The organism is Nocardia gamkensis NBRC 108242 (assembly GCF_001612985.1).
Classification (GTDB): domain Bacteria; phylum Actinomycetota; class Actinomycetes; order Mycobacteriales; family Mycobacteriaceae; genus Nocardia; species Nocardia gamkensis.
The window spans coordinates 263,088-288,123 of sequence record NZ_BDBM01000003.1 but is presented as its reverse complement, the minus strand read 5'-3'; the positions used below and the strand labels follow the sequence as shown (position 1 = coordinate 288,123).

At 70.0% G+C, this 25,036-nt stretch carries 24 protein-coding genes; 10 read left to right on the top strand and 14 right to left on the bottom strand.

The window, feature by feature from the left end:
- Window positions 1-20: 20 nt before the first annotated feature.
- The 4 genes from NG1_RS02880 (at window position 21) to NG1_RS02865 (ending at window position 3,696) form a co-directional block, all read left to right on the top strand.
- Window positions 21-1,196 (top strand): CaiB/BaiF CoA transferase family protein, encoded by a 1,176-nt coding sequence (locus NG1_RS02880; protein WP_062967656.1) that lies wholly within the window; start codon window positions 21-23, stop codon window positions 1,194-1,196.
- Window positions 1,193-2,464 carry an acetyl-CoA hydrolase/transferase family protein gene (locus NG1_RS02875; RefSeq protein ID WP_168434029.1) on the top strand — a complete coding sequence of 424 codons (1,272 nt, stop codon included), beginning with the start codon at window positions 1,193-1,195 and terminating at the stop codon, window positions 2,462-2,464. Before NG1_RS02880 ends, NG1_RS02875 begins: the two co-directional genes overlap by 4 nt.
- Complete coding sequence (locus NG1_RS02870) at window positions 2,464-3,231, top strand: enoyl-CoA hydratase/isomerase family protein (protein ID WP_062967654.1); 768 nt, start codon at window positions 2,464-2,466, stop codon at window positions 3,229-3,231. Before NG1_RS02875 ends, NG1_RS02870 begins: the two co-directional genes overlap by 1 nt.
- Window positions 3,232-3,384: 153 nt before the next feature.
- Window positions 3,385-3,696 (top strand): 2Fe-2S iron-sulfur cluster-binding protein, encoded by a 312-nt coding sequence (locus NG1_RS02865; protein WP_062967652.1) that lies wholly within the window; start codon window positions 3,385-3,387, stop codon window positions 3,694-3,696.
- Window positions 3,697-4,019: 323 nt separating this feature from the next.
- Here NG1_RS02865 and NG1_RS02860 read toward each other — a convergent pair whose 3' ends face one another.
- Window positions 4,020-5,249: an acyl-CoA dehydrogenase family protein gene (locus NG1_RS02860; protein WP_062967650.1), complete on the bottom strand. Its 1,230-nt coding sequence runs from the start codon at window positions 5,247-5,249 to the stop codon at window positions 4,020-4,022.
- Window positions 5,250-5,283: 34 nt separating this feature from the next.
- Window positions 5,284-6,438 (bottom strand): acyl-CoA dehydrogenase family protein, encoded by a 1,155-nt coding sequence (locus NG1_RS02855; RefSeq protein ID WP_062967648.1) that lies wholly within the window; start codon window positions 6,436-6,438, stop codon window positions 5,284-5,286.
- 141 nt (window positions 6,439-6,579) lie between these two features.
- Here NG1_RS02855 and NG1_RS02850 point away from each other — a divergent pair, with 141 nt between their 5' ends.
- Together NG1_RS02850 and NG1_RS02845 are read left to right on the top strand one after the other, a co-directional pair.
- Window positions 6,580-7,881 carry a cytochrome P450 gene (locus tag NG1_RS02850; RefSeq protein WP_218018932.1) on the top strand — a complete coding sequence of 434 codons (1,302 nt, stop codon included), beginning with the start codon at window positions 6,580-6,582 and terminating at the stop codon, window positions 7,879-7,881.
- Window positions 7,878-8,066 carry a ferredoxin gene (locus tag NG1_RS02845; RefSeq protein ID WP_062967646.1) on the top strand — a complete coding sequence of 63 codons (189 nt, stop codon included), beginning with the start codon at window positions 7,878-7,880 and terminating at the stop codon, window positions 8,064-8,066. Before NG1_RS02850 ends, NG1_RS02845 begins: the two co-directional genes overlap by 4 nt.
- 279 nt (window positions 8,067-8,345) lie before the next feature.
- Here the strand turns inward: NG1_RS02845 and NG1_RS02840 are convergent, their stop codons facing one another.
- From NG1_RS02840 to NG1_RS02800, 9 genes are all read right to left on the bottom strand, one after another.
- Window positions 8,346-9,149, bottom strand: a complete 804-nt coding sequence (locus tag NG1_RS02840) for an NAD(P)-dependent oxidoreductase (RefSeq protein ID WP_084498655.1) — start codon at window positions 9,147-9,149, stop codon at window positions 8,346-8,348.
- Window position 9,150: 1 nt separating this feature from the next.
- Window positions 9,151-9,969, bottom strand: a complete 819-nt coding sequence (locus NG1_RS02835) for an NAD(P)-dependent oxidoreductase (protein WP_062967642.1) — start codon at window positions 9,967-9,969, stop codon at window positions 9,151-9,153.
- Complete coding sequence (locus NG1_RS02830; RefSeq protein WP_062967640.1) at window positions 9,969-10,490, bottom strand: DoxX family protein; 522 nt, start codon at window positions 10,488-10,490, stop codon at window positions 9,969-9,971. The genes NG1_RS02835 and NG1_RS02830 overlap by 1 nt, the downstream gene beginning before the upstream one ends.
- A 4-nt stretch (window positions 10,491-10,494) precedes the next feature.
- Window positions 10,495-11,451 (bottom strand): alpha/beta fold hydrolase, encoded by a 957-nt coding sequence (locus NG1_RS02825; RefSeq protein ID WP_062967637.1) that lies wholly within the window; start codon window positions 11,449-11,451, stop codon window positions 10,495-10,497.
- 16 nt (window positions 11,452-11,467) lie between these two features.
- The gene (locus NG1_RS02820; RefSeq protein WP_062967635.1) at window positions 11,468-13,153 is read right to left on the bottom strand and encodes a thiolase C-terminal domain-containing protein; all 1,686 of its coding nucleotides are present in this window, start codon (window positions 13,151-13,153) and stop codon (window positions 11,468-11,470) included.
- A gap of 79 nt (window positions 13,154-13,232) precedes the next feature.
- Window positions 13,233-14,591: a cytochrome P450 gene (locus NG1_RS02815; protein WP_062967633.1), complete on the bottom strand. Its 1,359-nt coding sequence runs from the start codon at window positions 14,589-14,591 to the stop codon at window positions 13,233-13,235.
- Between the two features lie 10 nt (window positions 14,592-14,601).
- Entirely contained in the window at window positions 14,602-14,796 is a 195-nt protein-coding gene (locus NG1_RS02810; protein ID WP_040871752.1) for a ferredoxin, read from the bottom strand.
- A 14-nt stretch (window positions 14,797-14,810) separates the two neighbouring features.
- Window positions 14,811-15,671: a mycofactocin-coupled SDR family oxidoreductase gene (locus NG1_RS02805; protein WP_062967631.1), complete on the bottom strand. Its 861-nt coding sequence runs from the start codon at window positions 15,669-15,671 to the stop codon at window positions 14,811-14,813.
- 59 nt (window positions 15,672-15,730) lie between these two features.
- Window positions 15,731-16,438 carry an SDR family NAD(P)-dependent oxidoreductase gene (locus tag NG1_RS02800; protein ID WP_062967629.1) on the bottom strand — a complete coding sequence of 236 codons (708 nt, stop codon included), beginning with the start codon at window positions 16,436-16,438 and terminating at the stop codon, window positions 15,731-15,733.
- Window positions 16,439-16,741: 303 nt separating this feature from the next.
- Between NG1_RS02800 and NG1_RS02795 the strand changes: the two genes are divergently transcribed.
- From NG1_RS02795 to NG1_RS02780, 4 genes are read left to right on the top strand one after another with little or no spacing between them, the layout of a single operon-like run.
- Window positions 16,742-18,208 (top strand): aldehyde dehydrogenase family protein, encoded by a 1,467-nt coding sequence (locus tag NG1_RS02795; RefSeq protein ID WP_062967627.1) that lies wholly within the window; start codon window positions 16,742-16,744, stop codon window positions 18,206-18,208.
- Between the two features lie 23 nt (window positions 18,209-18,231).
- On the top strand, window positions 18,232-19,440 hold the full coding sequence (locus tag NG1_RS02790) for a CaiB/BaiF CoA transferase family protein (RefSeq protein WP_157113840.1): 1,209 nt from the start codon (window positions 18,232-18,234) through the stop codon (window positions 19,438-19,440).
- A gap of 19 nt (window positions 19,441-19,459) precedes the next feature.
- Complete coding sequence (locus tag NG1_RS02785) at window positions 19,460-20,638, top strand: OB-fold domain-containing protein (RefSeq protein ID WP_062967625.1); 1,179 nt, start codon at window positions 19,460-19,462, stop codon at window positions 20,636-20,638.
- Entirely contained in the window at window positions 20,635-21,792 is a 1,158-nt protein-coding gene (locus NG1_RS02780; protein WP_062967622.1) for a thiolase C-terminal domain-containing protein, read from the top strand. Before NG1_RS02785 ends, NG1_RS02780 begins: the two co-directional genes overlap by 4 nt.
- 23 nt (window positions 21,793-21,815) lie before the next feature.
- Here NG1_RS02780 and NG1_RS02775 read toward each other — a convergent pair whose 3' ends face one another.
- The 3 genes from NG1_RS02775 to NG1_RS02765 all read right to left on the bottom strand — a co-directional run bounded on the left by NG1_RS02775 (window position 21,816) and on the right by NG1_RS02765 (window position 25,030).
- Window positions 21,816-22,112 carry an EthD domain-containing protein gene (locus tag NG1_RS02775; RefSeq protein ID WP_062967620.1) on the bottom strand — a complete coding sequence of 99 codons (297 nt, stop codon included), beginning with the start codon at window positions 22,110-22,112 and terminating at the stop codon, window positions 21,816-21,818.
- Between the two features lie 9 nt (window positions 22,113-22,121).
- Window positions 22,122-23,378: an amidohydrolase family protein gene (locus NG1_RS02770; RefSeq protein ID WP_062967618.1), complete on the bottom strand. Its 1,257-nt coding sequence runs from the start codon at window positions 23,376-23,378 to the stop codon at window positions 22,122-22,124.
- A gap of 278 nt (window positions 23,379-23,656) precedes the next feature.
- On the bottom strand, window positions 23,657-25,030 hold the full coding sequence (locus NG1_RS02765) for an amidohydrolase family protein (protein ID WP_062967616.1): 1,374 nt from the start codon (window positions 25,028-25,030) through the stop codon (window positions 23,657-23,659).
- Window positions 25,031-25,036 lie beyond the last annotated feature (6 nt).

Here is a 25,036-nt window from a genome sequence, read left to right as displayed (position 1 = left end):
GTGGTGAAAGAGGCGTGGCGATGGAATATCGTGGTCCGCTGGTGGGGGTCCGGGTCGTCGATCTGACGGCGATGGTCATGGGCCCGTACTGCACGCAGATCATGGCCGACATGGGCGCGGACGTGATCAAGATCGAGCCGCCGGACGGGGACAACACCCGCTACATCTCGGTGGGCCCGGAGCGGGGGATGGGCGGCGTCTTCATCAATGTCAACCGGGGCAAGCGCAGCGTGGTGCTGGACCTGCGATCCGAGGACGGCAAGCGATCGTTGCGCGAACTCGTCGCACAGGCCGACGTGTTCATCCACTCGATGCGCGCCTCCGCGATCGCCCGGTTGGGCTTCGCTTACGACGAGGTTGCCGCGCTCAATCCTTCGGTCGTCTACACCAATTGCTACGGTTACGGCCGCCGTGGCCGGGACGCCGGCCGTACCGCGTACGACGACACGATTCAGGCCGAGTGCGGACTGCCCTTCGTGCAGGAGCGGCTCACCGGCGCCGCCGGGTACGTCGGCACCATCATGGCCGACAAGATCGCCGGGATGACCGCGCTGTACGCGACCACGATGGCGCTGTTCCACCGGGAACGCACCGGGGAGGGACAAGAAGTCGAGGTCGCGATGTTCGAGACGATGGCCGCGTTCATGCTGGTCGAGCACGCCAACGGGGCCATGTTCGATCCCCCGCTGGGCCCCGCGGCCTACCCGCGCGCGGTGACGCCGAACCGCAAGCCCTATCGCACCGTGGATGGTTACCTGTCCGCGCTGGTCTACAACGACAAGCAGTGGACGGCATTCGTCGAGGCGGTGCGGCCGCCGTGGGCCGGGCCGGAGTTCGCCACGCTGGAGCAGCGCGCGGCCAGGATCGACACCGTCTACGCCCATCTCGCCGAAACGTTCCGTGAGCGGACCACGGCCGAATGGCTGGAACTGCTGCGTTCGCTGGACATTCCGGCCGCACCGGTGCGGTCGCTGGACGAACTCTTCGACAATCCGCATCTCGCCGACACGGACTTCTTCGAAACAGTTGATTCACCATATGGATCGGTCCGTTTTCCTGGGCCGCCAACATGGTTCTCCCGAACTCCCGGCCACGTCGCGGGACCAGCACCCAGGCTCGGCGCCGACACCGCCGAGGTGCTCAGCCGGTTGCGGCCCGCCGCCGACGACCTTCCGAACGGCCGGGTCCAGCGGTGACCGCGCTGCTCGAGGCCGCCGACCTGGACCTGAGCACGATCCTGCGGGCCGGTGACCGCATCGTGGTCGGGCAGGCGTGCGGCGAGCCGGCCACCTTGATCGAGGTGCTCATCGCACAGGGCGGTGCGATCGGCGGGGTGTCGGCGTTCATCGCGACGAGCTTCTCCGGTCTGTTCACCCCGGCGGCGACCGAAGCCTTCACCTTGTCCAGCATGGGCGCGATCGGCGCGCTGCGATCGCTGACCGAGGAGCATCGGCTCGGCATCGTCCCCTGCCATGTCAGCCGGGTGGGACCGATGATCGAAGCCGGAATCCTCGGCTGCGACGTGGCTTTCGTGCAGGTGAGCCCAGCCGACGAACACGGCGACCACAGCTTCGGCCTGGTCAGCGACCATGTGCGCGCGGCGGTGGCGGCGGCGCGCGTCGTGGTCGCCGAGGTCAACGACCAAGTGCCCTTCACGCTGGGCGAGCGGCTGCCCGGCGCTCGAATCGACTACGCGGTGCGAGTTTCCCGGCCGCCGGTTCAGGTGCCGCCCGCCCGGATCGGTCCGGTCGATGAAGCGATCGCCGCGCACGCGGCGGCCTATATCGAGGACGGCGCGGTGCTGCAGATCGGGGTCGGCGCCGTACCCGACGCCGTGCTGCGGATGCTGCACGACCGCACCGATCTCGGTGTGCATTCGGGGATGATCGGTGACGGGTTGGTCGATCTGGTCGAGTCGGGCGCGATCACGAACGCGTGCAAAGCCATTGATCGCGGGGTATCGGTCACCGGCGCGCTCATCGGCACCGAGCGCCTGTACCGGTTCGCCGACCGCAATGCGGCGATCCGGATGTGCGCGACCGACTACACCCACGACGCGGGCGTGCTCGCGCGACTGGAACGGCTGGTCACCATCAACTCTGCCATGGAGGTCGATCTGACCGGACAGGTGAACGCCGAACAGAGCGGTGGGTCCTATCTCGGCGGCACAGGGGGCCAAGTGGACTTCGTCCGGGCAGGCGCTCGCTCGCCCGGCGGTCACGCGATCATCGCGCTGCCCTCCACCGCCAAAGGCGGGACGGTCAGCCGGATCACCGCGGCACTGTCCGGGCCGGTCACTACGGCGCGTAGCGACGTGGACGTGATCGTCACCGAGTTCGGCGCCGCCGAACTCGCCGGGCGGACGCTGGCCGAGCGCACCCGCAGACTGATCGCCGTGGCGCATCCCGATTTTCGCGACGAACTGGAGCGGGCGGCGCGCGTCGTCCAGCGGAGAGGTTTCTGATGTCCGACGCCGTTGTCTTCGACGCCCGCTCCGACGGGATCGCGATCATCACCCTCAATCGGCCGGAACGGCGCAATTGCCTGGCCCGGGACGTGCGGGAGGGGCTGTTCGACGCCTGGGACCGATTCGAGCGCGATCCCGCGTTGCGCGTCGCGATCCTGACCGGCGCGGGACCGAAAGCGTTCTGCGCGGGAGGGGATCTCGAGGAGATGGTGGCCACCGGCATGACGGTGCCGCCGCGCGAGATGTACCCGCTGCCGTACGACACCATCGAGCTGTCCAAGCCCACCATCGCGGCGGTCAACGGCGCGGCGTTCGCCGGGGGCTGGATGATCGCCCAGGCATGCGATCTGTGTGTCGCGAGCACTTCGGCGACCTTCGCGGTCACCGAGGTCAAGGTGGGTCGCAGTTCGCCGTGGGCCGCGCCGCTGATCCACATGATCCCGCAGCGGATCATGATGGAACTGCTGCTGACCGGAAAGCCGATCGATGCGCGACGGGCCTACGAGATCGGACTGGTGAACCGGCTGGCCGAACCCGAGGTTCTCTTGGACACGGCGCTCGAGCTGGCCGCCGAGATCCTCGCGGGCGCCCCGCTGTCGGTGCGGGCCGCGCAGGAGACGGTCATGCTCGCGACCGAGATGGGCCGCTCGGCCGCGTTGCAAGCCGCCCGGCACGCCTCGGTGCGCTGCTACACGAGCGAGGACGCGCAAGAGGGTCCCCGCGCGTTCGCCGAGAAGCGCAGCCCGCGCTGGACGGGCCGCTGACCGCGCCCCCGGCGCGGTCCCTCTTGACCCAGCCGGAAGAACCATGCTACGCATGTGCACAGCATGCTGAGCGAGTGCTCAATCTACGCCCCGGCGGCGCCGGCCGGCGCGACATCGGCGTTGTGCGATCCCCATTGATCAGGAGTGTGCGTCATGGCCGTATCCCCACTGTCCGAGTCGCCGAAGACGGCCACCTGCGTGGCGACCGTCCTGGTGGACGGCGCGCAGTCCACCATCGACGTGCGCCCCGACGAGACGGTGCTGGAAGCCGCGAAGCGAGCCGGGCTCAACCCGCCGTTCGCCTGTGAGGAGGGCAATTGCGGCACCTGTATGGCGCGGCTCGTCGCGGGCCGCGTCGAGATGCGGGTGAACGACGCGTTGACCGACGAGGACGTGGCCGATGGATATGTGCTCACCTGTCAGTCCGTTCCGCAGACCCCGTCGGTGACAGTCGATTACGCATGATCCGTGCCGCGGCGCGACTTCTACCGCAGCGCAACGATTACGGTCGGTCCCGCCGAATCCGGCGCCCGTCCACCGGCTGACCGTCCTACAGGTCTGGACAGACCGCGGCCGCGACACCCGCCGTCCTCTGGAACGCCGCCGGGCCCGGACCGGCGCCCGCGGCGGGACCGGCATGGTGGACGCCGCGCCGGCCGTCCTGTTGCGCGACACGCTCGCGGAGTTGGGCAGTGGTGCGTGATCGCACCAGCCTTCCCGGGGCCGGGGAGGTCTCGCCGGCGGGGTGATCGTCGCCGACGCACCCCGCCGGTATCGCCTCGCGCGGGTTATCGGCCGTGCTTGACCTGGTTGAACGGGACGTCGCGATCGGCGGCGAACTCGCGGGGCATACCGAGTACGCGCTCGCTGATGACGTTGCGCGCCATCTCGGTGCTGCCGCCCGCCAGGCTCCACGCCGAGCGGAACAGGTAGTCGAGGCCGACCTCGGTCGTGTCGGGCGCGTCGCCTGGGCTGTGGGTGGCCGCGGTGGGCCCGGCGATGCGTACCGCGAGATCCGTTTGCAGCCAGGCATTCTCGGCGGTGAACAGCCGGGTGATGGCGCCGGCGGAGGGTGGCAGCTCGCCCCAGGCGATCGCCCGCGAGATATGCGCGATGAGCTGGTCGCGTACCACGTTCATGGCCCGCGCCTCGCCGATGTCCTCCCTGGTGCGCGGGTCGTTCCACTGGCCGGTCGCGCGGGCGAGCTCGAGCAGCCGGTCGGCCTCGCCGCCCAGATGCGGGCGGGCGCCGCTGGTGTACGGCGAGGTGCCGCCCAGCGCGGCCCGCTCGTGGTAGAGCAGCCGGGACGCGGCGTCCCAGCCACCGTCCACCTGGCCGAGCACCGCCTCCTCGGGCAGCGCGACGTCGTCGAAGAACTCCTGGCAGAACTCGGTCGAGCCGGTCACCTGTTTGATCCGCTGCACCGTCACGCCTTCGGCGCCCACCGGCACCAGGAACATGGTGAGCCCGCGGTGCTTGGTGACCTCCCAGTTGGTTCGAGCCAGGCACAGGCCGTAGTCGGCGGCGTAGGCGCCGGAACTCCAGATCTTGGATCCGTTGAGGATCCATCGGTCGCCGTCGCGCTCCGCGCGGGTGGTGAGCCCGGCCAGATCCGACCCGCCGCGCGGCTCGGACAGGAACTGCGCCAGGATCTCCTCGCCGCGCAGCACGGCGGGCAGGTGCGCGCGCTTCTGCTCCTCGGTGCCGAGATCGAGCAGGCTCGCCGCGCAGATGGCCAGCGTCGGCACGTTCAGCAGCAGCGGCATCTCGTAGGGAAGCGATTCCTCGGTGAACACCCGCTGGTGGGCGGTGGTGAGGCCGAGGCCGCCGTACTCCGCGGGGAAGCAGATCCCGGCGAAGCCGCCGTCGTGGAGAATCCGTTGCAGTTGCCGGGCGCGGTCCCACGCCTCCTCGGTGTCGGATTTGTATTCCGCGGCGGAAGCCGGGGGCAGGTTGTCGCGCAACCAGGTCCGCGCACGTGCGCGGAAGTCTTCGACGGGCTCCAGATCCGTGGTCATAGCGTCGGTGCCTTCCAAGCGAGTTCGATTCGGTTCACGCGGCTGCCGTGTCGAGCAGATCGGTGATGTGGCGCCGGTGCTCTTCGGGAGTGCCGTAGAGCGCGCGGCCCAGGGTGATGCGGCGCAGATACAGGTGCAGGTCGTGTTCCCAGGTGACGCCGATGCCGCCGTGCAGTTGCACACAGTCCTGGGCGATCACGGGGGCCTTCGCTCCCACATACGACTTCGCGATGCTGATCGCCTCCTCCGCGCACGCCGGGTCGTCGTCCCAGGCCGCCGCGGCCGCGGTCGCGGTGGCCCGGCACGCTTCCAGCCACGTCTTGTTGTCGGCCATCCGGTGCTTGAGCGCCTGGTAGGAGGCCAGTTGCCTGCCGAAGGTGTAGCGGTCGAACAACCAGGTCAACGTCGCGGCCAGCGCGGTGTCGGTGGCGCCGACCATTTCGGCGGCGGTGAGCGCAGCCGCCGTGCGCGCCTGCGCTCGGATCGCCTCGGCGGCGCCCGCGCCCACCTGCACGGCGTCGGCGGGCACCGCGACGTCGTCGAATGTCACACGCGCGGTGCGGCGGACGAGATCCAGGGTCCACGCCGGTGTGACGTTCACGCCCGGGGTGTCGGCGGGCACCAGCAGCTGAACCGGGCCGTCGGCGCTCTCGGCGGTTACCAGGTACAGGTCCGCCTGATCGGCCGACTCCACGCGGTCTTTCACACCGTTGAGCCGGTATCCGCGGCCGTCGGGTTCGGCCCTGGTGCGCGCGGCCCGGCCGGGGGCGCCGGAGCCGGGGGAGAGCGCGTCGAAGCCTCGGCCCGGTTCGTAGACCGCCCACGTGGCGATCGTCTCGCCTGCGGCGATGGCGGTGAGGGCCTCGGCGAAACGACTCGCCTCCGAGGTGAGCCCGGCCAGGACCGCGTTGGTCGTGACGAACGGCCCGGGCGCGCAGGCGCGACCCAGTTCTTCGGCCACCAAGGCGAGCTCGGTCATCGGCCGCCCGGAAACCGTTCCGCCGCCGAATTCTTCGGGCACCAGCATGGCCGTCCATCCCAGTTCCGCGCCGCGCCGCCACCAGGTCCGGTCGAATCCCGTTCCGGACGCGCCGAGCGCTCGCACGGTACCCACCGGGACGGTGCCCGCGAGGAAATCACGGGTGGTCGACTGGAAAAACCGCTGATCGGCGACGGGTTCGAGGCTCATGGTTCGGGTCCTTCGGTTGACGCGCGGCGCTGGATATGGAAATCTCATACTCACAGATGAGAGGCATATTCTCAATCACGGAAGTCGACCGGCAAAATCACGCCGTTGGCGATGCCGGCCGGGCGTCGAAGGGATCGTCGAGTGGTGAAAAACTTCCAGGATCTGGACTTCTTCCTCGGGCAGGAGCTGGTCGCCGATCCGTATCCATACTTCGACGCGCTGCGCGAGCAGTGCCCGGTGACGCGCGAGAAGCACCACGACGTGATGATGGTGACCGGATACGAGGAGGCGCTCGAGGTCTACAACGACGTCGAACGGTTCTCCTCCTGCATCTCGGTCACCGGCCCGTTCCCCGGATTCCCGGTACCGCTGGAGGGGGCGACCGACGTCGACGCCCTCATCGCCCAGCATCGGGACACGCTGCCGATGAGCGACCAGCTGCCGACCCTCGACCCGCCGGTGCACACCGATCACCGCGCCTTGCTGATGCGGTTGATCACCCCGAAACGCCTGAAGGAGAACGAGCAGGCGATGTGGGCGATCGCCGACCGGATGCTCGATCAGTACCTGGCCGGGGGCAAGGGGGACTGCATGCGCGAATTCGCGGGTCCCTTCACGCTCTACGTGATCGCCGACCTGCTCGGTGTCCCCGAGGACGATCAGGAGGCGTTCCTGCAGGCGCTGCAACGCGATCCACACCGCGAGGGCTCCAGCGTCGGCAGCACCGCGGGGGAGAACATGTCGCACAACCCCATCGAATTCCTCTACGCCAAGTTCTCCGACTACGTCGCCGACCGCAGGACCAACCCGCGGGACGACGTGCTGACCAGCATGGCCACCGCGACGTTCCCGGACGGGCGCGAGCCCGAGGTGCTCGATGTGGTCCGGGTGGCGGCGAACCTCTTCTCGGCGGGACAGGAGACCACCGTCCGGCTGCTCAGTTCGGCGCTGAAGATACTGGCCGAGCGCCCCGACATCCAGCAGTACCTGCGCGAGGACCGTAGCCGCATCCAGAACTTCATCGAGGAGTGCCTCCGGATGGAGAGCCCGGTCAAGGGCGATTTCCGGCTGGCCAAGGTATCCACCACGGTCGGCGGGACCGAGGTACCCGCGGGCACGGTCCTGATGGTGGTCAACGGCGCCGCGAACCGGGACCCGCGCCGATTCGACGACCCCACCACCTTCGCGGCGGAACGCTCGAATGCCCGCTCGCACTTGGCTTTCGGGCGTGGAGTGCACACCTGCCCCGGTGCGCCGCTGGCGCGGGCCGAAGCGCGGGTCGCCATCGAACGGCTGCTCGAGCGCACCACCGGCTTCCGGATCGACGAGAGCGTGCACGGCCCCGAGGGCGCGCGCGACTACCGCTATCTGCCGACGTTCATCCTGCGCGGGCTCACCTCGCTGCATCTGGAGTTCGACATCGCGGAGGGCGGGGCCCGATGAAGGTCACCGTCGACGAGGATCGTTGCCGGGGGCACGGCGTGTGTCTCGGCCTGTGCCCGGAGGTGTTCTCCTTGACCGACGACGGCTACGCCGAAGCCACCGTCGCCGACGTACCCGCGCACCTCGAGGCGCAGGTGCACGAAGCGGTGCAGTCCTGTCCCGAACAGGCGATCGTCATCGAGTGAGCGTGGCGCGCACGCGGATCCCGCACCCTGAGATATCGGCGGCGCGCAGCGGCTGAGACGAGCTGCCCGGCCCGAGAGGCCTGTTCGGCACGTGAGAGATAGGCGGGCGTTGCGGGATCAGAGGTCGCGGCCTGCGATCACACCGCGGAATCCGGCGTACGGGCCGACGGGAGTGCAGCGCGCAGTGGTGCCGCCGCCGCGGCAAGGTAGCCCCCTGGCATCGATGTTTCCGCCGCACCGCCTTCTCGGCACCGCACTGCGGGGGTATCGGCTCGCTGATCAGTTGCGGTCGGTCGCGGGTATGCCCGCGTCGATGGCGGCGTCCAATATGCCCAGTGCACCGCCCAATTCGGCGACGAGCGCGCGAGCCACTGCCACATCCTTGCGGAGGAACTCGCCCACCGAGGCGCGGAATACCTCGACCGCGCCCTTCCCCGCGACGCTGCTGACGGCGCGGCCACCGCTGCTGGCGTGCGGCAGGGCGCCGAGCAGGGTGGCCTCGTCTACGCCGAGCTGGCCGCCGAGCCGGACCGCGTCGGCGACCAGCCCGATCTGCGCCGCGAACAGCGCGTTGTTCACCAGCTTCACCCGCTGCCCCGCGCCGAGCGGCCCGACGTGCAGGACCGGGTCGGCGTAAGCCGCCACCACGGGCCGCGCACGGCGCACCGCCTCGTCGCTACCGCCGAGAAAGACGGTGAGCTCACCGGTCGCGATGTTGTGCGATCCACCGCTCACCGGCGCGTCCACCACCTCGACAGTCGGGGCCGCCGCGGCGATTTCGGTCACCGTCGCCGGACTGCCGGTCGTGTGCACGATCAGCACGGCCGCGCGCGGCAGCTCGCGCAGCAGGCTGCCGCCGAGGCATACCTCGCGGACCTGGTCGTCGGTGAATACGCACACCACCACGGCCTCCACGGCGTCGGCTGCCTCGGCGACGGTCGCGACCGGCTCGGCCCCGATCTCGGCGAGGGCCGCGCGCGATTCGGCGGATCGCCCGACCGCCCGGACGGTGTGCCCGGCCGACACCAGCCGCCCGATCATCGGGCGTCCCATCCGCCCGGCTCCCACGAAACCTATGCGCACGTCAGCGCTGCCGGTCCATCAGCGCGAGGGTCGCGTCGGCAGCGCCGAGCACGATCCCCGGAGCCGCTCCCGCCGCGTCGGCCAGACCGGCGACCAAGCCGACGTCCTTGCGGAGCAGATCACCGGCATGTGCGGCCAGCCGATCCAACGTGCCACCCGCCGAGACGATGCGGCCCAGCGCGAAACTGTTCGCGGTGCCGTGCGTGATCACTTCGCCCAGCTTCTCCGGGCTGATGCCGAGCTCCCTGCCGAGCGCGAGCGTGCTGGCGGCGGTGGCGAGATTGGCGGTGAACAACAGGTTGTTCAGCAGCTTGGTGGCCTGGCCGGAGCCCAGCTCGCCCAGGTGGACGATCGGGTTCGCGTAGGTCTCGAACACCGGGCGGCTGCGCTCGACGGCCTCGGTGGCGCCGCCTGCCATGACCAGCAGCCTGCCCTCCGCCGCGGCGGGCCCACCGCCGCTGACCGGCGCGTCGATCACCGTGACCCGCTGCGGCGCAGCGAGATCGGCCAGCTCCCGGCAGGTGTCGGGGTGCACGGTGGAGTGCACGGCGATGATCGACCCCGACGTGAGGCCTGCCAGGACGCCGTCGTGCCCGGTGACCACCTCGCGCACGTCTGCGTCGCCGACCACGCACAGACAGACCAGATCGCTGCGCGCGGCCAGGGCGGCGGGGGATTCGGCCGTCGCGGCCGCCGTGCCCGCGAAAGGCTCCAGCGAGGCGGGGCGGCGCGCCCACAAGGTGGTCGGGTAGCCGCCTTCGATGATGCGGCGCGCCATCGGCGCGCCCTGACTGCCCAGTCCGATGAACCCGACCCGCATCAGCGCACCTCCTCGGTGACGATCCCCGGCGCGGGAGCGGGCCGGTAGAAGGCGGTCAGCAGTCCCGCCGTCGCGAGCACCGCCACACCGAGTGCGACGGCGCCACCGGCCCAGCCGGTGATCTCGACGCCCGCCGCGTGGTCCAGCGACAGCCATCCGGGCCCGAGCAGGCCCAGCGCCAGCGCGACCACGGCCAGCACCAGGACGTACTCGTAGCCTTCCTCGAAGACGAAGAATCCGTTGGCGCGGTGCGCCAGCAGTCCGGCGACGAGCATGACCGAGATGATCGCCGCGGCGGCGAACGGCGTGAGCAGCCCGAGCACGAGCAGTGCGCCCGCGCCGATCTCGGTGACCACGCTCAGCCAGGCCTGCAGGACGCCGTTGCGGAGCCCCAGCCCGCTGAACCACCGCGCCGTCCCGGCGATCCGGCCGCCGCCGATCCAGTGATTGACGCCGTGCGCGATCATGGTGACTCCCACCACCAGACGCAACAGCAGCAGCGCGACATCGGTGACCTCCATGGCCTCACCTTTCTGGTCGCGCGTGCGCGCGTCCGTCCAATTGGATTGCGGGACCGGTGAATTCACCGGTGCGGGCCGCGACGACGCACTCTTCGGCGAAGGCGAGCGCCTTGAGGTGGTATGCCGCCGCCGTGTAGCCCAGGCTGGTGTTGTGCCCGGTGTTGGGTTGCTGATTGAGCACCACCCGCGGCGCCGCGCCGAACAGCGCCGCGATGGCCGTGAGTTCCTCGATGTCGTTGCGCCACACCGTTTCGTGATCGCCCGCGGTGAATCGCACCGGGACCCGCACCTGCCCGGCCAAGCGCGGGAAATCCCGATCGGCCCAGTTGGTGACGATGGTGGCCTCCAGCCGCGGGCCTGGGACGGCGATCGAGGCGCCGCTCAGGTCGGGGGGATACAACCGTCGCGGTCGCCACAGCAGTGCGCCGAGTCCGGCGGGCCGGGTGCCTTCCGGCCGCGGACCCCACAGCACCTTCTGGGCTTCCGGATGGTGTGTGCGGCCGGTGCCCGCCAACTCGAGGCCGAGCAGCTCGCGGCCGCGTTCGTCACCGGCCATGCGCAGGGCCAGTTCGCATCCCGCCGAGTGCGCCAGCAGGAAGACGCCCGCACCGCGTGGACGGCCGGCGAGCTGCGCTTCGACGGCCCCGAACATCAGATCGACGCGGCGCTGCGGCGGGAGGAGTTCGTCGGCGAACGGACCCGAGGCGCCGTATCCGGGCCGGTCCAGCGCCAGCACGGTGTAACCCAGCCGCAGGCCGAGCCGCAGGAGGGAAAGCTCGGGATGCCCAGGGCAGTCGAAGTACGCCGAGGTGGTGGCGCCACCGTGCAGGGCGACCACCACCGCGCGGGGCGCGGGCGCCTCGGCCAGCAACCCCGACACCGGGATGCCGTCGACGTCGGCGACCACGGGCAGCGGTGCGGTGTCGTCGAGGCGGCCGAGGTCGGATTCGGTGAGTGTCATGGCGTGCCCATCACGATCAGGGCTCGGAGCGCAGCAGCATGGCGCCGCCGGGCGTCAGTCCGCCGCTGGAGACGACCGCGACCCGGGCGCCCGCCACCTGCCGCTGCCCGCCCGCGCCGCGCAGCTGCACGACCGCCTCGTGCAGCAGGCCCATGCCGTGCGTGCGGCCGTGGGAGAGCTGGCCGCCGTGCGTGTTGACCGGGATCATGCCGTCGCGGGCGATGTTCTTGCCCCCGTCGAGGAAGTCCTTGGCCTCGCCGATCCCGCAGAAACCGAGCGCCTCGATCCAGGACAGGCAGTTGAAGCTGAACCCGTCGTAGAGCTCGGCGACGTCCACGTCCTCGGGACGCAGCGTGGTGCGCGTCCACAGGTGCGCGGCCGGGCCGAGCACCTGGGGTTCGTGGGTGAGCGTGCTCTGGTCCCACTCGACGCGCTCGACGATCTGGGTGCCGACCGCCTCCACCAGCACCGGCGGACCGGGCAGATCGCGTGCGGCGTCGAGCGCCGAGACGATCACCGCCACCGCGCCGTCGCAGGGCACGTCACAGTCGTAGAGCCCGAACGGGGAGGTGATCGGCCGTGCGGAGAGGTAGTCGTCCATGGTCATCGGGTCGCGGTAGACCGCCGTCGGCTCGAGTTCGGCGTTGGCGCGCTGGTTGAGCGCGATCCAGCCCAGCGTCTCGCGGGTGGTGCCGTAGCGGTGGAAGTGACGCTGGGCGTTCTGGGCCAGCGTGTGCGCGGCGGAGATCGCGCCGAACGGCGTCAGCCAGCTCGTGGTGCGGCCGCCGGACGGCGGGATCCGGCCCGCCTTGGTCAACTCGTTGAAGGTCGACTCCCACACGGTGCGGAAGCACAGCACGTGCCGCGCCAGCCCGGCGGCCACCGCCGTCATGGCCGCGATCACCGACCCGCCCGGCCCGAAGGTCTCGACCCCGCCGTTGTGCCAGCTCGGGCGCAGGCCGAGCGCGGCTTCCAGGGCGGTGACCCCGCCCTCGCCGAAGCCGCCGAGATTCCCGCCGCCCGGATAGGACGCCAGGCCGTCGATGTCGTCGAGCGTCAGGCCCGCGTCGGCGACCGCGCGTTCGCACGCCTCGATCGTCAGCGCCAGCGGCGGCACCATGAGCCTGCGACCGATCCGGGACATCCCGATCCCGGTGAGGGCGACCTTCTCCTCGAACTTCTCCTGCCGCAGCATCGGCCGCACGTGTTCGGCGAAACGCTCCGGCTCGATCTCGTCCACCGGCAGCGGCGCGGGCTCGGATTGCTCGGCGGCGGGCCGGAACAGCGGCAGCCACACGTCGGCGTCCTGCTGGAAGACCACCTCCATCCGCATGCCGAGGGTCAGATCGTCCGGATCGGCGTCGACGATGTTGGTGGTCAACCGGACGCGCGGATCCTCCACCAGCGCCACCTGCGCCACCACGTACGGCGGCCGCAGGCCGGGCACGGCGAACCGGTGGTTCACCGTGAAGCTCGCCAGGGTGGCCGCACCGGAGACTTCCCGCACGCCGAGATCGTGCCCGCGGCAGTATCGGCACACCGGCTGCGGCGGGTGGATCAACGCCGCGCAGGATCGGCACTCCTGGACGCGCAGCGTGCCGTCGGCGCCCGAGGTCCAGAAGAACTCGGTGTCCAGGCCGAGCAGCGGCAGTGGCCGTCCCGACGGCTCGGCCGTCGCGGGGGTCTGCTCCGTGTCTGCCACAGCGCCTCCTCGTAGTCGTCGCAGCCGGTAGCCGCGTGTGTCCGGTCGGCCACACGCGGCGGGGTCGGTCCGGTTCCGGTCAGATCTGTGCCGCGCCTCTGCGGACGGTCACCGGCTCGGCGAGCCGCTGCTCGTCGCAGACTCGCTGCAGCTTCGCCAGGGTCTCCTCGAGCCCGGGACCGAGCCGGGGGCCCGGGGTGAACTCGGTGGGCAGGTGGCGCATGCCCTGGATCACCGCGATCGTGTCGTAGTGCACGGTCTCCTCCGGGATGCACCGGAAGTCCGGCATCCGGTCCAGCACGGCCACCAGCATCCGCTTGAACACCGTGCGGGCGACATTGGAACCGATGCAGCGGTGGATGCCGAGGCCGAAGCTGTAGTGCCGGTTGCCTTTCCGATCCAGGATCAGCCGCTCCGGATTCTCGAACACCGCCGGGTCGCGGTTGGCCATCGCCCACGACAACCAGAGGCGATCGCCTTCTCGGAAGGAGGCTCCCGCCACCTCGCAGTCCTCCGCGACGGTGCGCGCGTCGCCGGGAGCCGGGGTGTAGTAGCGCAGGAACTCCTCGGTGGCCGAGTCGAGCATCAGATCCCTTTCCCGGCTGAGGGTTTCGCGTTCACCCGGATTCTGCGACAACCATTCCAGAGCGTGCGCGGTGAGCGCGGTGGTGGTGTCGAAACCGCCGCCGATGAGCAGGCTGAGCATGCCCAGGATCTCCATGTCCGGCAGCGGACCCCCGTTTACCTGCGCCGAGGCGACGGCGTGGATCAGCCCGGGCCGGGGATTCTCCCGGATCTCGGCGAGATTGGTGAGCAGGTCCAGTCCCATCGTGCGGTGCATCTCCGCGACGCGCGGGTAATCCGGCGAGTCCGGCGGCGTGTAGACCGCGGCGTGCACCGGTTCGTTGTAGATGGTCCACTTCCGCAGGGGAACGCCCAGCATGCCGAGGGTCAGCACGGCGGGAACGACATTCGCCAGGTCGTCGACGAAATCGATGCGGCCGCTCTCGATCTTCTCGTCGATGGCCGCACGCACCACCTCGTCCACGAACGGCACCCAGCGTTGAACCGCGGCGGGGGAGAGGTACGGGTTGAGCGCCGAACGCAGTTCCCGGTGCTCGGGCTCGTCCATCTCCAGGATGCCGCCGCGGATGCCGCGTGCGCGCGGCGCGGGCGGAATGGAGATTCCCCGGTAGCCCTTGCGAACGCTCTGCGGGTCGTGATCGTTGGATATGTGCGGGCAGCGCGCGAGTTCGAACACCTCCCTGTTGCCCGCGGCCACCCAGTGACCGTCGTAGGTGTCGGTCCAAGCGAGCGGGCACTCGCTCTGCATCGCCTCGGTGATCGCCTGGAAGTTCTCCCGGTATTCGGGAGCGTAGCGGTCGAAATGGAACCGGGGTTGCTTGCGTTCGGTATCGGTGACGTTCTCCACGGTCATGGCGCGGCTCCTACTCGGCGATCGAGATCGCGCGTTCCGGGCAGGAATGCACCGCCTCGCGGACCTGATCGAGCTGGTCCGCGGGAACCGATTCGCCGATCGGGGAGGAGTGGCCGTCGATCTCACTGAGTTCGAACGATTGCGGGGCGATCATCGCGCACAGCGTGTGCCCTTGGCAGCGCTGCTGATCGACTCGGACCTTCACGGTTTGTCTTCCTCTCAGACGTGGTAGTCGTACCACTTCAGGTAGCCGCCCGCGTCGACGCGCAACTGCGTGCCGGTGATGTAGCGCGCCTCGTCGGAGGCCAGGAACAGCACCGCGTCGCTGATGTCCTCCGGCTCGACGTAGGGGGTCGGCATGGCCTGCTGCACATGGAAGGCGGGCTCGGCGTCCGCGCGGGTGGGATGCTCCAGGTCGGGGCGGAAGGACCGGTACATCGGTTCGCTCTGCAGCATCGGGGTGTTGCAGTTGGTGGGGTGGATGACGTTGGCGCGGATGTTCTGCGGCGCGATGTGCAACGCGAGCGCGTGAACATACTGCGCGAGGCCGCGTTTGGCGACCACGTAGGCGATCCCGCCGGGATCCTTGCCCGGCTGGTCCACTTTGGACACGTCCATCAGCGCGGCCACCGAGCCGGTGGCGATGATCGACCCGCCCGCGCTCAGATGGGGCAGCGCGACCTGGATGGTATTGATGACGCCGACCAGGTTGGTGTCGATCACGTCGGACCAGGCCTGCCACTGCGGCGTGCCCTTCATGCCCGCGATGCCCGCCTGGGCGATGACGATGTCCAGCCGGCCGAACTCGGCGATACCGCGTTCCAGCACGGCGCGCAGTTGTCCGGCCTCGCGCACGTCGGCCGGTTCGGCGACGATGCGGCGGCCGGTCTTCTCGACCAGCCGGGCGGTCTCGTCCAGATCCTCCTGGCGCGACAGCGCGTACCCGATCGTATCGATGTCACGGCAGATGTCCACCGCGATGATGTCGGCACCTTCCTGCGCCAGCCGTACCGCATGACTGCGGCCTTGGCCACGAGCGGCTCCGGTGACGAAGGCGACCTTGCCCTCTACGCGTCCCACGGCAATCCTTTCGTTCTTGCTTTTCGTGCTGACCCGATGTGCCTGCTGCGCAACGGATCTCAGGTATTGCGGCCGCCGTTGACGCCGATGATCTGGCCGGTGATGTAACCGGCCTCCTCGGAGATGAGGAACGCGCAGGCGGCGGCGATGTCGTCGGGTGTGCCGACCCGGCGAACCGGGGTCCGCTGGATGTGGTCCTCGACGGAGCCGCCGAGCCGGCGCGCCTCCTCGTTCTTGCGCAGCATCGGGGTGTCGATGAACCCCGGCGGCACCGCGTTCACGGTGATGCCGGACGGGCCCAGCTCCAGCGCCAGCGCTTTGGTCAGGCCGTTGACCGCCGACTTGGCCGAGACGTAGTGCGTCATGAACGGCTGGCCCGAATGCGTGCTCGAGGAGGAGATATTGACGATGCGCCCCCACCCGGCCGCCAGCATGTCCGGCAGCACCGCTTGGACGCAGTGGAAGACGCCGTTGAGATTGACGTCGATCACCCGCTGCCATTCGGCGAACGAGATGTTCTGGAAGCGCTTGAAGCCGTCGATGCCCGCGGCGTTCACCAGCACGGTGACCGGGCCCAGCTTCGCCCGGATGGCGGTCAGCGCGTCGGCGATCTGCTCCGGTTCGGTGACGTCGGCCCGGTAGGCGAAGTCGTCGTCGGCGGGCGGATTGAGGTCGAGGGACGCGACGTGGAATCCGGTGCTGCGCAACCGCTGTGCGATGCCCAGCCCGATGCCGGACGCCCCTCCGGTGACCACGGCCGTCTTCACGCGTGCGACCCCTCTCCGGTGATCGCGCCGATCGGCGACCGGCGTGCGCGCGGCCGCGTCGAGACCGGGATCCGTGTTGTCGTGTCCACCACAAGAATCTCCCTTCCGATTGCGAGAACCGTACTCTCGTTCGGTTCTCGGACGCAAGAGTCGCAGCGCAGCCGGTGCTTTCGCGTCCTCCTCGGGTCGGAGGTGGGATTTCCGAGCCTGCGCAGCTTGGCGATTGTTGCTGCATTCCGCTATCGCGAGTGTTAAATTCTCCGTTATAGAGAATCTAATTTCCACATCCGGCGAGGAGACAGGATGTCAACGCAGGAACAGGCGACAGCGGTGGCGCGGCGGCTGCTGATCGACGGGCAGCTGGTCGAGACCGGGCGCACGCTCGCGTCGCTCGATCCCGCGACCGGCGCGGTGTACGGCTACGCGCCGGAAGCCGGTGTGGCCGAGGTGGACGCGGCCGTCGCGGCGGCGCGGCGGGCCTTCGACACCACCGACTGGGCGGCGAACCACGAGTTCCGGGCGCACTGTCTGAACCAGCTCTACCAGGCGTTGCGCGACAACGTGGAGGAGCTGCGGGAACTGACCATCGCCGAAGTCGGGGCGACGCGCACGCTGACCCACGGCAACCAGCTCGAGGTCCCGTTCGAGATCGTGCGCTACTACGCCGGACTCCTGGCGGACTACGCCTGGAGCGAAGATCTCGGCGTGGTCGAGATCCGCGGTCAGCAGCACCGGCGCTGGGTCGAGCTGGAAGCCGCGGGCGTGGTGGCCGCCATCGCCGCCTACAACTACCCGCATCAGCTGGCGCTGGCCAAGCTCGCGCCCTCCCTCGCCGCCGGATGCACCGTGGTGCTCAAGGGCGCGCCCGATACTCCGCTGGCCACCTTGGCGCTGGGCGAGATCATCGCCCGGCACACCGACATCCCGCCCGGCGTGGTCAACGTCCTGGCCTCCTCCGATATCGAGGTCGGTAAGCGGATGACCACCCACCCGGACGTCGACGTAGTCACCTTCACCGGGTCCACGCCGGTGGGGCGCCAGATCATGGCCGCCGCCAGCGGCACCCTGAAAAAGGTGTTCCTGGAGCTGGGCGGCAAATCGGCGATGATCCTGCTCGACGACGCCGATTACACCAAAGCCGCGCTGTTCGCGGCGTTCAGCGTGGTCACCCATGCCGGGCAGGGCTGCGCGCTGACCACGCGCGTGCTGGTGCCGCGCCAGGACCACGACAAGGTCGCCGAGCTGATCGCGGCCAATTTCGCCCACGTCACCTGGGGCGACCCCGGTGATCCCAAAACCTATATGGGCCCGTTGATCAGCGAACGCCAGCGGGACAAGGTGCACGGCATGGTGCAGCGGGCGGTCGAGGGCGGCGCCACGCTCGTGACCGGCGGCGAGAAACTGAATCCGGGCTACTTCTACAAGCCCACCCTGCTGGCGAACGTCGACCCGGACAGCGAGATCGCGCAGGAGGAGGTGTTCGGCCCGGTGCTGACCCTCATCCCCTACACCGACGACCAGGACGCGATAAGGATCGCGAACAACTCCATCTACGGCCTGTCCGGCGCGGTGTTCGGCGCCGACGCCGAACGGGCCAAGGCGGTGGCGCGGCGGGTCCGCACCGGCACGTTGAGCATCAACGGCGGCAACTACTTCCATCCCGACGCGCCCTTCGGCGGATACAAGCAGTCCGGCATCGGCCGTGAGATGGGTCGCGTCGGCCTGGAGGAGTTCCTGGAGCGCAAGACCCTCGCGGAGGTGGTCGCGTGAGCGAGCCCGAGCGAGGTGACGCGGTGAGCAAGCCGCTGGAGGGCATCCGGGTGCTCGAGGTCGCGATGTACGGTTTCGTCCCGTCGGCGGGCGCGGTGCTCTCCGACTGGGGGGCCGACGTCGTCAAGGTCGAGCACGCCGTCACCGGTGACCCGCAGCGCGGACTGCGGCAGGTGGGGGCGTTCAAGATCGAGGGCGACCCCAATCCCAATGTGGAGCATGCCAACCGGGGCAAGCGCAGCATCGGGGTGGACATGTCGGTGGCCGAGGGCCGGGAGGTGATCTACGACCTGGCCCGGCGGGCGGACGTGTTCCTGACCAGCTTCCTGCCGCAGGCGCGCACCAAGTTCGGCATCGACGTGGAGGACATCCGCGCGGTGAACCCGGATATCGTCTACGCGCGGGGCAGCGCGCTGGGCCCGCGCGGCGTCGAATCCGGCCGCGGCGGCTACGACATGACCGCGTTCTGGTGCCGTGGCGGTATCGCGGCCACCATCACCCCGCCGGGCTCGGAGGGCATGATCCAACCGCCCGGCCCGGCGTTCGGCGACACCATCTCCGGCACCAATCTCGCCGGCGGGATCGCCGCCGCCCTGCTGAAACGCGAACGGACCGGGCAACCTTCGGTGGTCGACGTCTCGCTGCTCGGTAGCGGGCTGTGGGCGATGGGGCACACCGTCGCGTTGTCGGCCAGCCAGGACAAACCGCTGGTGGCGCCGGTGCCCGGCGCCCACGGCGCGCCGACCAATCCGCTGTCGGGGCTCTACGCCACCGCCGACGATCGCTATCTGTCGTTCGTCATGCTGCAACCGGCCAAGTTCTGGGCGGACGTCTGCAGGCATATCGACCGCCCGGAACTGGCCGATGACCCGCGCTTCGCCGACGCGGCGCAGATCGCGGCGCACACCGCCGAGGCGGTGCAGATCCTGCGCGAGGTGATCGAGCAACGCACGCTGGCCGAGTGGAGCGAGCGCTTCGCCACCCTGGCCGGGCCGTGGGCTCCGGTGCAGGACTCGTGGCAGGTGACGCAGGACGCGCAGATCAGGGCGAACGAATATCTGCTTCCGGCAGGGGAGTTGGAACTGGTGTCCAGTCCGGTGCAGTTCGACGTCGGCGCACCGGAACTGCGGCCCGGCCCCGAATTCGCCGCCCAGACCGAGGAGATCCTGCTCGAACTCGGCCTGGATTGGGATCGCATCATCGCGCTCAAGGCCGCCGGCGCGGTGGCCTAGGCGCGGGAAAGAGGGACCGATGCCGTACATCGCATCGCTGGGCACGTACCTGCCCTGCTGGGGTAGCCAGCGCAGCCGGATCGCCGGCGACGACGAGGACGCCGTCACCCTGGCGGTGGAGGCCGGGCGATCCGCCGTCGCGTCCGGCGAACCGGTGGAACGCGTCGTGCTGGTCAGCCGCGATCTGCCGCTGGTGGAGAGCAGCAACGCCGCCGTCCTGCTGGCCGGTCTGGGATTGGATCCCGAACTGGAGGTCATCGAGCGGCTCGGCGGCGCCCCGGCGGCGCTGGACGCCTCGAGTTCGGCGCGCCCGCGCACGCTGGTCATCGGTGTCGACATGGAACCGGCGGGCGCGGTCGCGGCCTGGGTGTCCGACCGCGAAGGCCTGCAGGTGCGCACCGCGGCGCGCGTCACGCGCAGCCTGCCGGTGCGTACCCGCAACGCCCTCGGCGCGGTGCACGACTACGGCGATCCCCGCTTGCTGCACGAAAGGGGTCTGGTCGCCTCACTTTCGGCGGCGTGGCTGGACACACCGGTGGCGGTGGCGGGCGTCGATCACAAGCAGGCGGCGGAGCTGTGCCTGGCCGCACCGCCGCGATTGCCGACGCTGGGCGCCAGCGCAGGGCTGTTCGCGCTCGCCGCGATGGCCGACTGGGGCGGAGCAGGCTTGCTGGTCGGCGTGGAGCAGGCCGACCTGAGCGGGGTCATGGTGGTGCCGGGCGCTGCCCGGGTGCGGCGCAACGAACCGCCCGCGCGGGCGGTTCCGGAGGTCGTCGCCCTGCCCGGCGCGGACCTGCCGATGTCGCTGGCCGCCTACGAGCGCGCGTTCGAGGCCAAGGTCCGCTGGGAGGCGGGCAGGCACGGTGACAGCGCGGAGCTGGACTTCCCGCCCCGCTACCGGATGGGCCGGGACGGCAGTCTCAGTACCGGCTACACCCTGGTGCCGCTGCCGCGGACCGGCAGCGTCTACGCCGAGACGACGGTGCGTATCCCGGTGCCCGGGCTGAAGAGCCCGTACTCGCTGGTGATCGTGGAACTCGACGACGTCGGCGTCCGGGCGCTGGCCAAGGTCACCGGAGCCGACCCGGGCACGGTGTCCATCGGTGATCGCGGGCGCATGGTCCTGCGGCGGGTGGCGGTGCGCTCCGGCGTGCCGGATTACGGATACGCGTTCGAACCGGAACCGGAGGCGGTATGAGGAAAGTGGCCATCGTCGGCGCGGGGATGACGCCCTTCGCCGAACATTTCGCGCTCGGCATCCAAGACCTGCTGCTCATGGCGTTCGCCGACTGCGCGGCCTCGGTCGACAAGGGCCTGCGCACGACGGATCTGCAGGCCGCCTGGTTGGGCGCCATAGGCACCACCGGCGGCTTCCCCGCAGGTGTGCTGGCCGATGCGCTGGACCTGCCGGACCTGCCCGTGACGCACATCGACAACTCCTGCGCCACCGGTCACGACGCGGTCCGCAACGCGCTGTTCGCAATCTCCTCCGGCGCGGTCGACGTCGCGCTCGTGATCGGCGCCGACAAGTTGCGCGAGACGGCGCAGAAGGACCTGCTGCGCGAGTGGGAGAACTCGACCAGGGACAACGCCTGGGACTACCAGCTCGGCCTGTTCGCACCGGCGGGTTTCGCGTTGCACGTCAACCGGTACCTGTACGAGTCGTCCGCGACCCGGGAGCACTTGGCGATGGTCGCGGTGAAGAACCATCGGCACGGCGCACGCAACCCCAAGGCGCGCCTGCGGTTCGAGATCACGCTGGAGCAGGCGCTGACCGCGCCGATCGTGGCCGATCCATTCGGCGTGTACGACTGCGTGCCGCAGAGCGACGGCGCCGCGGCTGTGGTGCTCGCCGCCGAGAACGTCGTGGACCGCTACACCGACAGCCCGGTGTGGATCCGCGGCGTCGGCCTCGGCCTCGACTCGGTGATGCACCAGCACAAGCGGGACATGACCACCTTCCCCGCGACGGTGCGGGCGGCGCGCGCCGCGTTCGCGATGGCCGGGCTCGCCCCGGCCGACATCGACGTCGCCGAGGTGCACGATTTCTTCACCGGCATCGAGCTGATCAGCTACGAGGACCTCGGTTTCGCCGAGCGGTTCGAGGCGCACAAGCTGGTCGAGGCCGGAGCGACGACGGTCGGCGGCGTCCTGCCGGTCAATCCCAGTGGCGGACTGAAGACGAAGGGGCACCCGCCCGGCGCGACCGGCGTCGCGCAGTGCGTGGAGCTGTTCGAGCAATTGCGCGGCACCGCCGTCAACCAGGTGGACGGCGCGCGAATCGGTCTGGCGCACAACCTCGGCGGGCCGACCGCGGTGTCGGCGGTGACGATCCTGGAGGGGCCGCGCTGAGGCCCGGCCCTGGCTGTCCCCGTTCAGATCTGTTCCCAGACGGTGATTCTCGTCTGGGCGGGGTCGGCCGCCGGAGTGAGCGCCATGCGTCCGTCGGCGGCGCGCTCGCCGAGTTCGGCCAGCACGGTGCGGACATCGCCGTCGATGTCGTACACGGCGAGGTAGCGGGCCTCACCGGCGTCGCCACGAATCAAGCGGTGGCGAGTGCAGGAGAGGACGCCGGGGACGGCGAGCATCTCGGGGATGTGCGTCCCGGCGTACCACTCGTTGTATTCGGCGTCCATTCCGTCCCGCGGAGTGGAGAAGACCAGCAGCCGCACTCCGCCGCCTCAGCTCGCGCGCTGGGCATAGGCCGCGGCGTACTCCTTGCGCGACCTGGTCGAGGTGTCGACGTCGGTCGCGTTCGCCCGCAACGCCCCCACGGTCGCCCGCTCCCTCGGGATGTGCGCGAACGGATCCCAGTCGAAGTGACGGGTGGCGTTCTGCCAGGTGATCTTGTGGATGTCGGTGTCGTCGGCGCCCGCGGCCCGCAGCTCACCCAGCACGAACTCGGGCGCGTCCGGCCAGATCGAGTCCGAGTGCGGGTAGTCACATTCCCAGGCGATGTTGTCGATGCCGATGTCGTGGCGGAACTTCAGCGCGGTCTTGTCGGTCACGTAGCAGGCGAGCACGTGCTCCCGGAACACCTCGCTGGGCAGCTTGCCGCCGAAGTCGCGGCGCAGCCAGCGCTGGTTGGTGTAGTGCCGGTCGGAGCGGTCCAGGAAGAACGGGATCCAGCCGACGCCGCCTTCGGACAGCGCGACCTTCAGTTTCGGATAGCTGCGGAAGGCGGGGCCCCACAACAGATCCTGGGCGGCGATCAGCGAGATGCTCGGAGCCAGCACCATCAGGTTGTCGATGGGGGCGTCCTGCGCCAGCCGCAGCACACCGAAGCCTTGGCCGATGTGCAGGTTCATCACCGTCTCGTTGTCCGACAGCGCCTGGAACACCGGCGCCCAGTAGTCGAGATCGTGGTAGCTGGGCAGGCCGTCGATGTGCGGCAGCTCCGGCATGGTCACCGAGTGGCAGCCCCTCGCCGCCAGCCGCTCGATCTCGGCCACCGCCAAGGCCGGATCCCACATGGGCAGGATGCCGATCGGAATGAACCGGCCCGGGTAGGCGCCCGCCCAGTCCTCGATGTGCCAGTCGTTGTACGCCGAGATCATCGCGACGGTGATCTCGTCCTGTCCGCCGCGGCTGAGGTGACCCGCGCTGAAGCCGGTGAACGTGGGGAAACACATGGAGGCGAGGACGCCGTTGGCGTCCATGTCGCGCACACGGTCGTGCACGTCGTAGACCGCGGGCCGCATCTCGGCGTATCCGGCCGGGTCCTTGCCCCACTCCTCGGCAGGCCAGGTGACGACGGCGTTGAGACCGGCCACGCCGGTGGGCCGGTCCCGGTACACCCACCGGTCGATGCCGTTCTCGTCGACGACGACCTTCGGGGCGAATTCGGCCCACTTCTTCGGAACGTGGTTGTCGAACATCTCGAGCGGCTCGACCACATGGTCGTCGATGCTCACCAGGATCATGTCGTCGATGTTCACGTGACTCCTCGCTGTTCGCGCGCTGCGCCGGGCTGCGCTCCGGCAGTTCGAGACGATAGATCTTCTAAGAAGAGAATGTCACTCTCGTATCTCTAGTAGACGATACACCTCGCGTCGGGCCGGGTCGACAGGACGGGGACGTCATCCCGGTGTTTCGTCGACCATCGACGGCTCCGTAGGCTGGGGAGCGCATTATCCATGAGTGAGAATCATGTTTTCACACGAATCGGAGGACACGCTGGGCATCGGCACGGTGACCCCGGCACCGCTGGAGCGGACTAATCGATCGCCACATACACCGCTGTGCCGTCCACAACGGTGGCCGCGACGAGTTCCCGGTCCGGCACACCGATCTCCCGCGGCGGCACACGCAGCAGGGTCAGATCCGCGACCGCCCCGGCGGCGACGGCGCGCGGCAGGGTGGGCCGCGCGGGATGCCCGGAGAACAAGGCGAGCGCGGCGGGCAGCGAGATCCGCTCGGCCGGCTCGCGTTCGACGGCCGCGCGCACCACCCGCCACGGGTCGGCGTCACCGAACGGGGCATCGGTTCCGGCCGCCACCGGGACTCCGGCGGTCAGCAGGGAGGCCAGCCGCCACAGGTCGCACCGGTCCTCGGCCGCCACCTCGCGGGCGTACTGCTCGGCGCGCTCGACCGGGAAATGCGGTTGCGTCACCACCGGAACGTGCTTGCGGCGCAACCATTCCATGAGATCGGCGGGCACCATGGCGCCGTGCTCGATCCGGTCACCGGCGAGCAGCCCCGCCTCGTCGAGGGCGGCGATGGTCAAGATCAGCTGCACTCGGGTCACGCAGTGCACCGCGACGGGCCTGGCGGCCGCGTGTGCTGCCCGGATGCGCTCTACGAATTCCGGCAACGAGGGGAGTGCGGTGTCGTCGAGCAGGATCTTGGTCGGCCCCAACGAGAATCGCTGCTGCCCGGGATCGGTCACGCCGGGCGGTGCCATGCAGTGCACCCGCTGCCGGATCGCTCCGGCCGCCACCGCCTCGGCCAAGGCGGTGACGTCCTGCTGCGACAGTCCCGGAGTGGCATCGGTATAACCGGTGACGCCCGCGGCCGCGGCCTGGGCGCTGATCAGCGCGGGATCGGCGGAGGTGGGCGGGACCCGGGCGCCGAGCCAGGAATCCAGTCGCCACAGGCGCCCGTTCGCCTCGCCCCGCCGGTCGCGCTCCATCCCCGGCAGCGCGCAGCCGAGCGCCCCGGTCTCCCGGCAGCCGCGGGAGTTCAGCACCCACAGCGCGCCGGATCGGTGCTGGATCCGCACCGGCCGATCCGGGACCAGGCGGTCGAGCACCGTCCGGTCGAGCGGCCCCGCGACACTGTCGTGGTAGCCGACGCCGCGAATCCACTGTCCCGCCGGTAGTTCGGCGTCCGCCCGGCTCAGCGCCGCGGCGAACGCGACGGCATCCCGGACGTGCGGCGGCCCGACCGGCACCGACCCGGCCTGCGCGGCGAGCGCCCGCAGATGGAGGTGATGATCGTGCAGTCCGGGCAGCAACCAGCCGCCGCGGGCGTCCAGATCGTCCTCGCCGGGCAGCGGCCGCAATCCGGTGCCGCACTCGACGATGCGCCCACCGCGCCAGCGCACGTCGGTGTGCGGGCTGGCGGACAGCGTGGCGTTGCGAATCAGCACGGGCGG

Coding starts and splice junctions, on each gene's coding strand:
- NG1_RS02845 (WP_062967646.1), top strand. CDS start 7,878: ATGAAGGTCACCGTCGACGAGGATCGTTGCCGGGGGCACGGCGTGTGT.
- NG1_RS02860 (WP_062967650.1), bottom strand. CDS start 5,249: ATGACCACGGATCTGGAGCCCGTCGAAGACTTCCGCGCACGTGCGCGG.
- NG1_RS02855 (WP_062967648.1), bottom strand. CDS start 6,438: ATGAGCCTCGAACCCGTCGCCGATCAGCGGTTTTTCCAGTCGACCACC.
- NG1_RS02830 (WP_062967640.1), bottom strand. CDS start 10,490: ATGGAGGTCACCGATGTCGCGCTGCTGCTGTTGCGTCTGGTGGTGGGA.
- NG1_RS02795 (WP_062967627.1), top strand. CDS start 16,742: ATGTCAACGCAGGAACAGGCGACAGCGGTGGCGCGGCGGCTGCTGATC.
- NG1_RS02880 (WP_062967656.1), top strand. CDS start 21: ATGGAATATCGTGGTCCGCTGGTGGGGGTCCGGGTCGTCGATCTGACG.
- NG1_RS02780 (WP_062967622.1), top strand. CDS start 20,635: ATGAGGAAAGTGGCCATCGTCGGCGCGGGGATGACGCCCTTCGCCGAA.
- NG1_RS02785 (WP_062967625.1), top strand. CDS start 19,460: ATGCCGTACATCGCATCGCTGGGCACGTACCTGCCCTGCTGGGGTAGC.
- NG1_RS02835 (WP_062967642.1), bottom strand. CDS start 9,969: ATGCGGGTCGGGTTCATCGGACTGGGCAGTCAGGGCGCGCCGATGGCG.
- NG1_RS02865 (WP_062967652.1), top strand. CDS start 3,385: ATGGCCGTATCCCCACTGTCCGAGTCGCCGAAGACGGCCACCTGCGTG.
- NG1_RS02815 (WP_062967633.1), bottom strand. CDS start 14,591: ATGACCGTGGAGAACGTCACCGATACCGAACGCAAGCAACCCCGGTTC.
- NG1_RS02825 (WP_062967637.1), bottom strand. CDS start 11,451: ATGACACTCACCGAATCCGACCTCGGCCGCCTCGACGACACCGCACCG.
- NG1_RS02870 (WP_062967654.1), top strand. CDS start 2,464: ATGTCCGACGCCGTTGTCTTCGACGCCCGCTCCGACGGGATCGCGATC.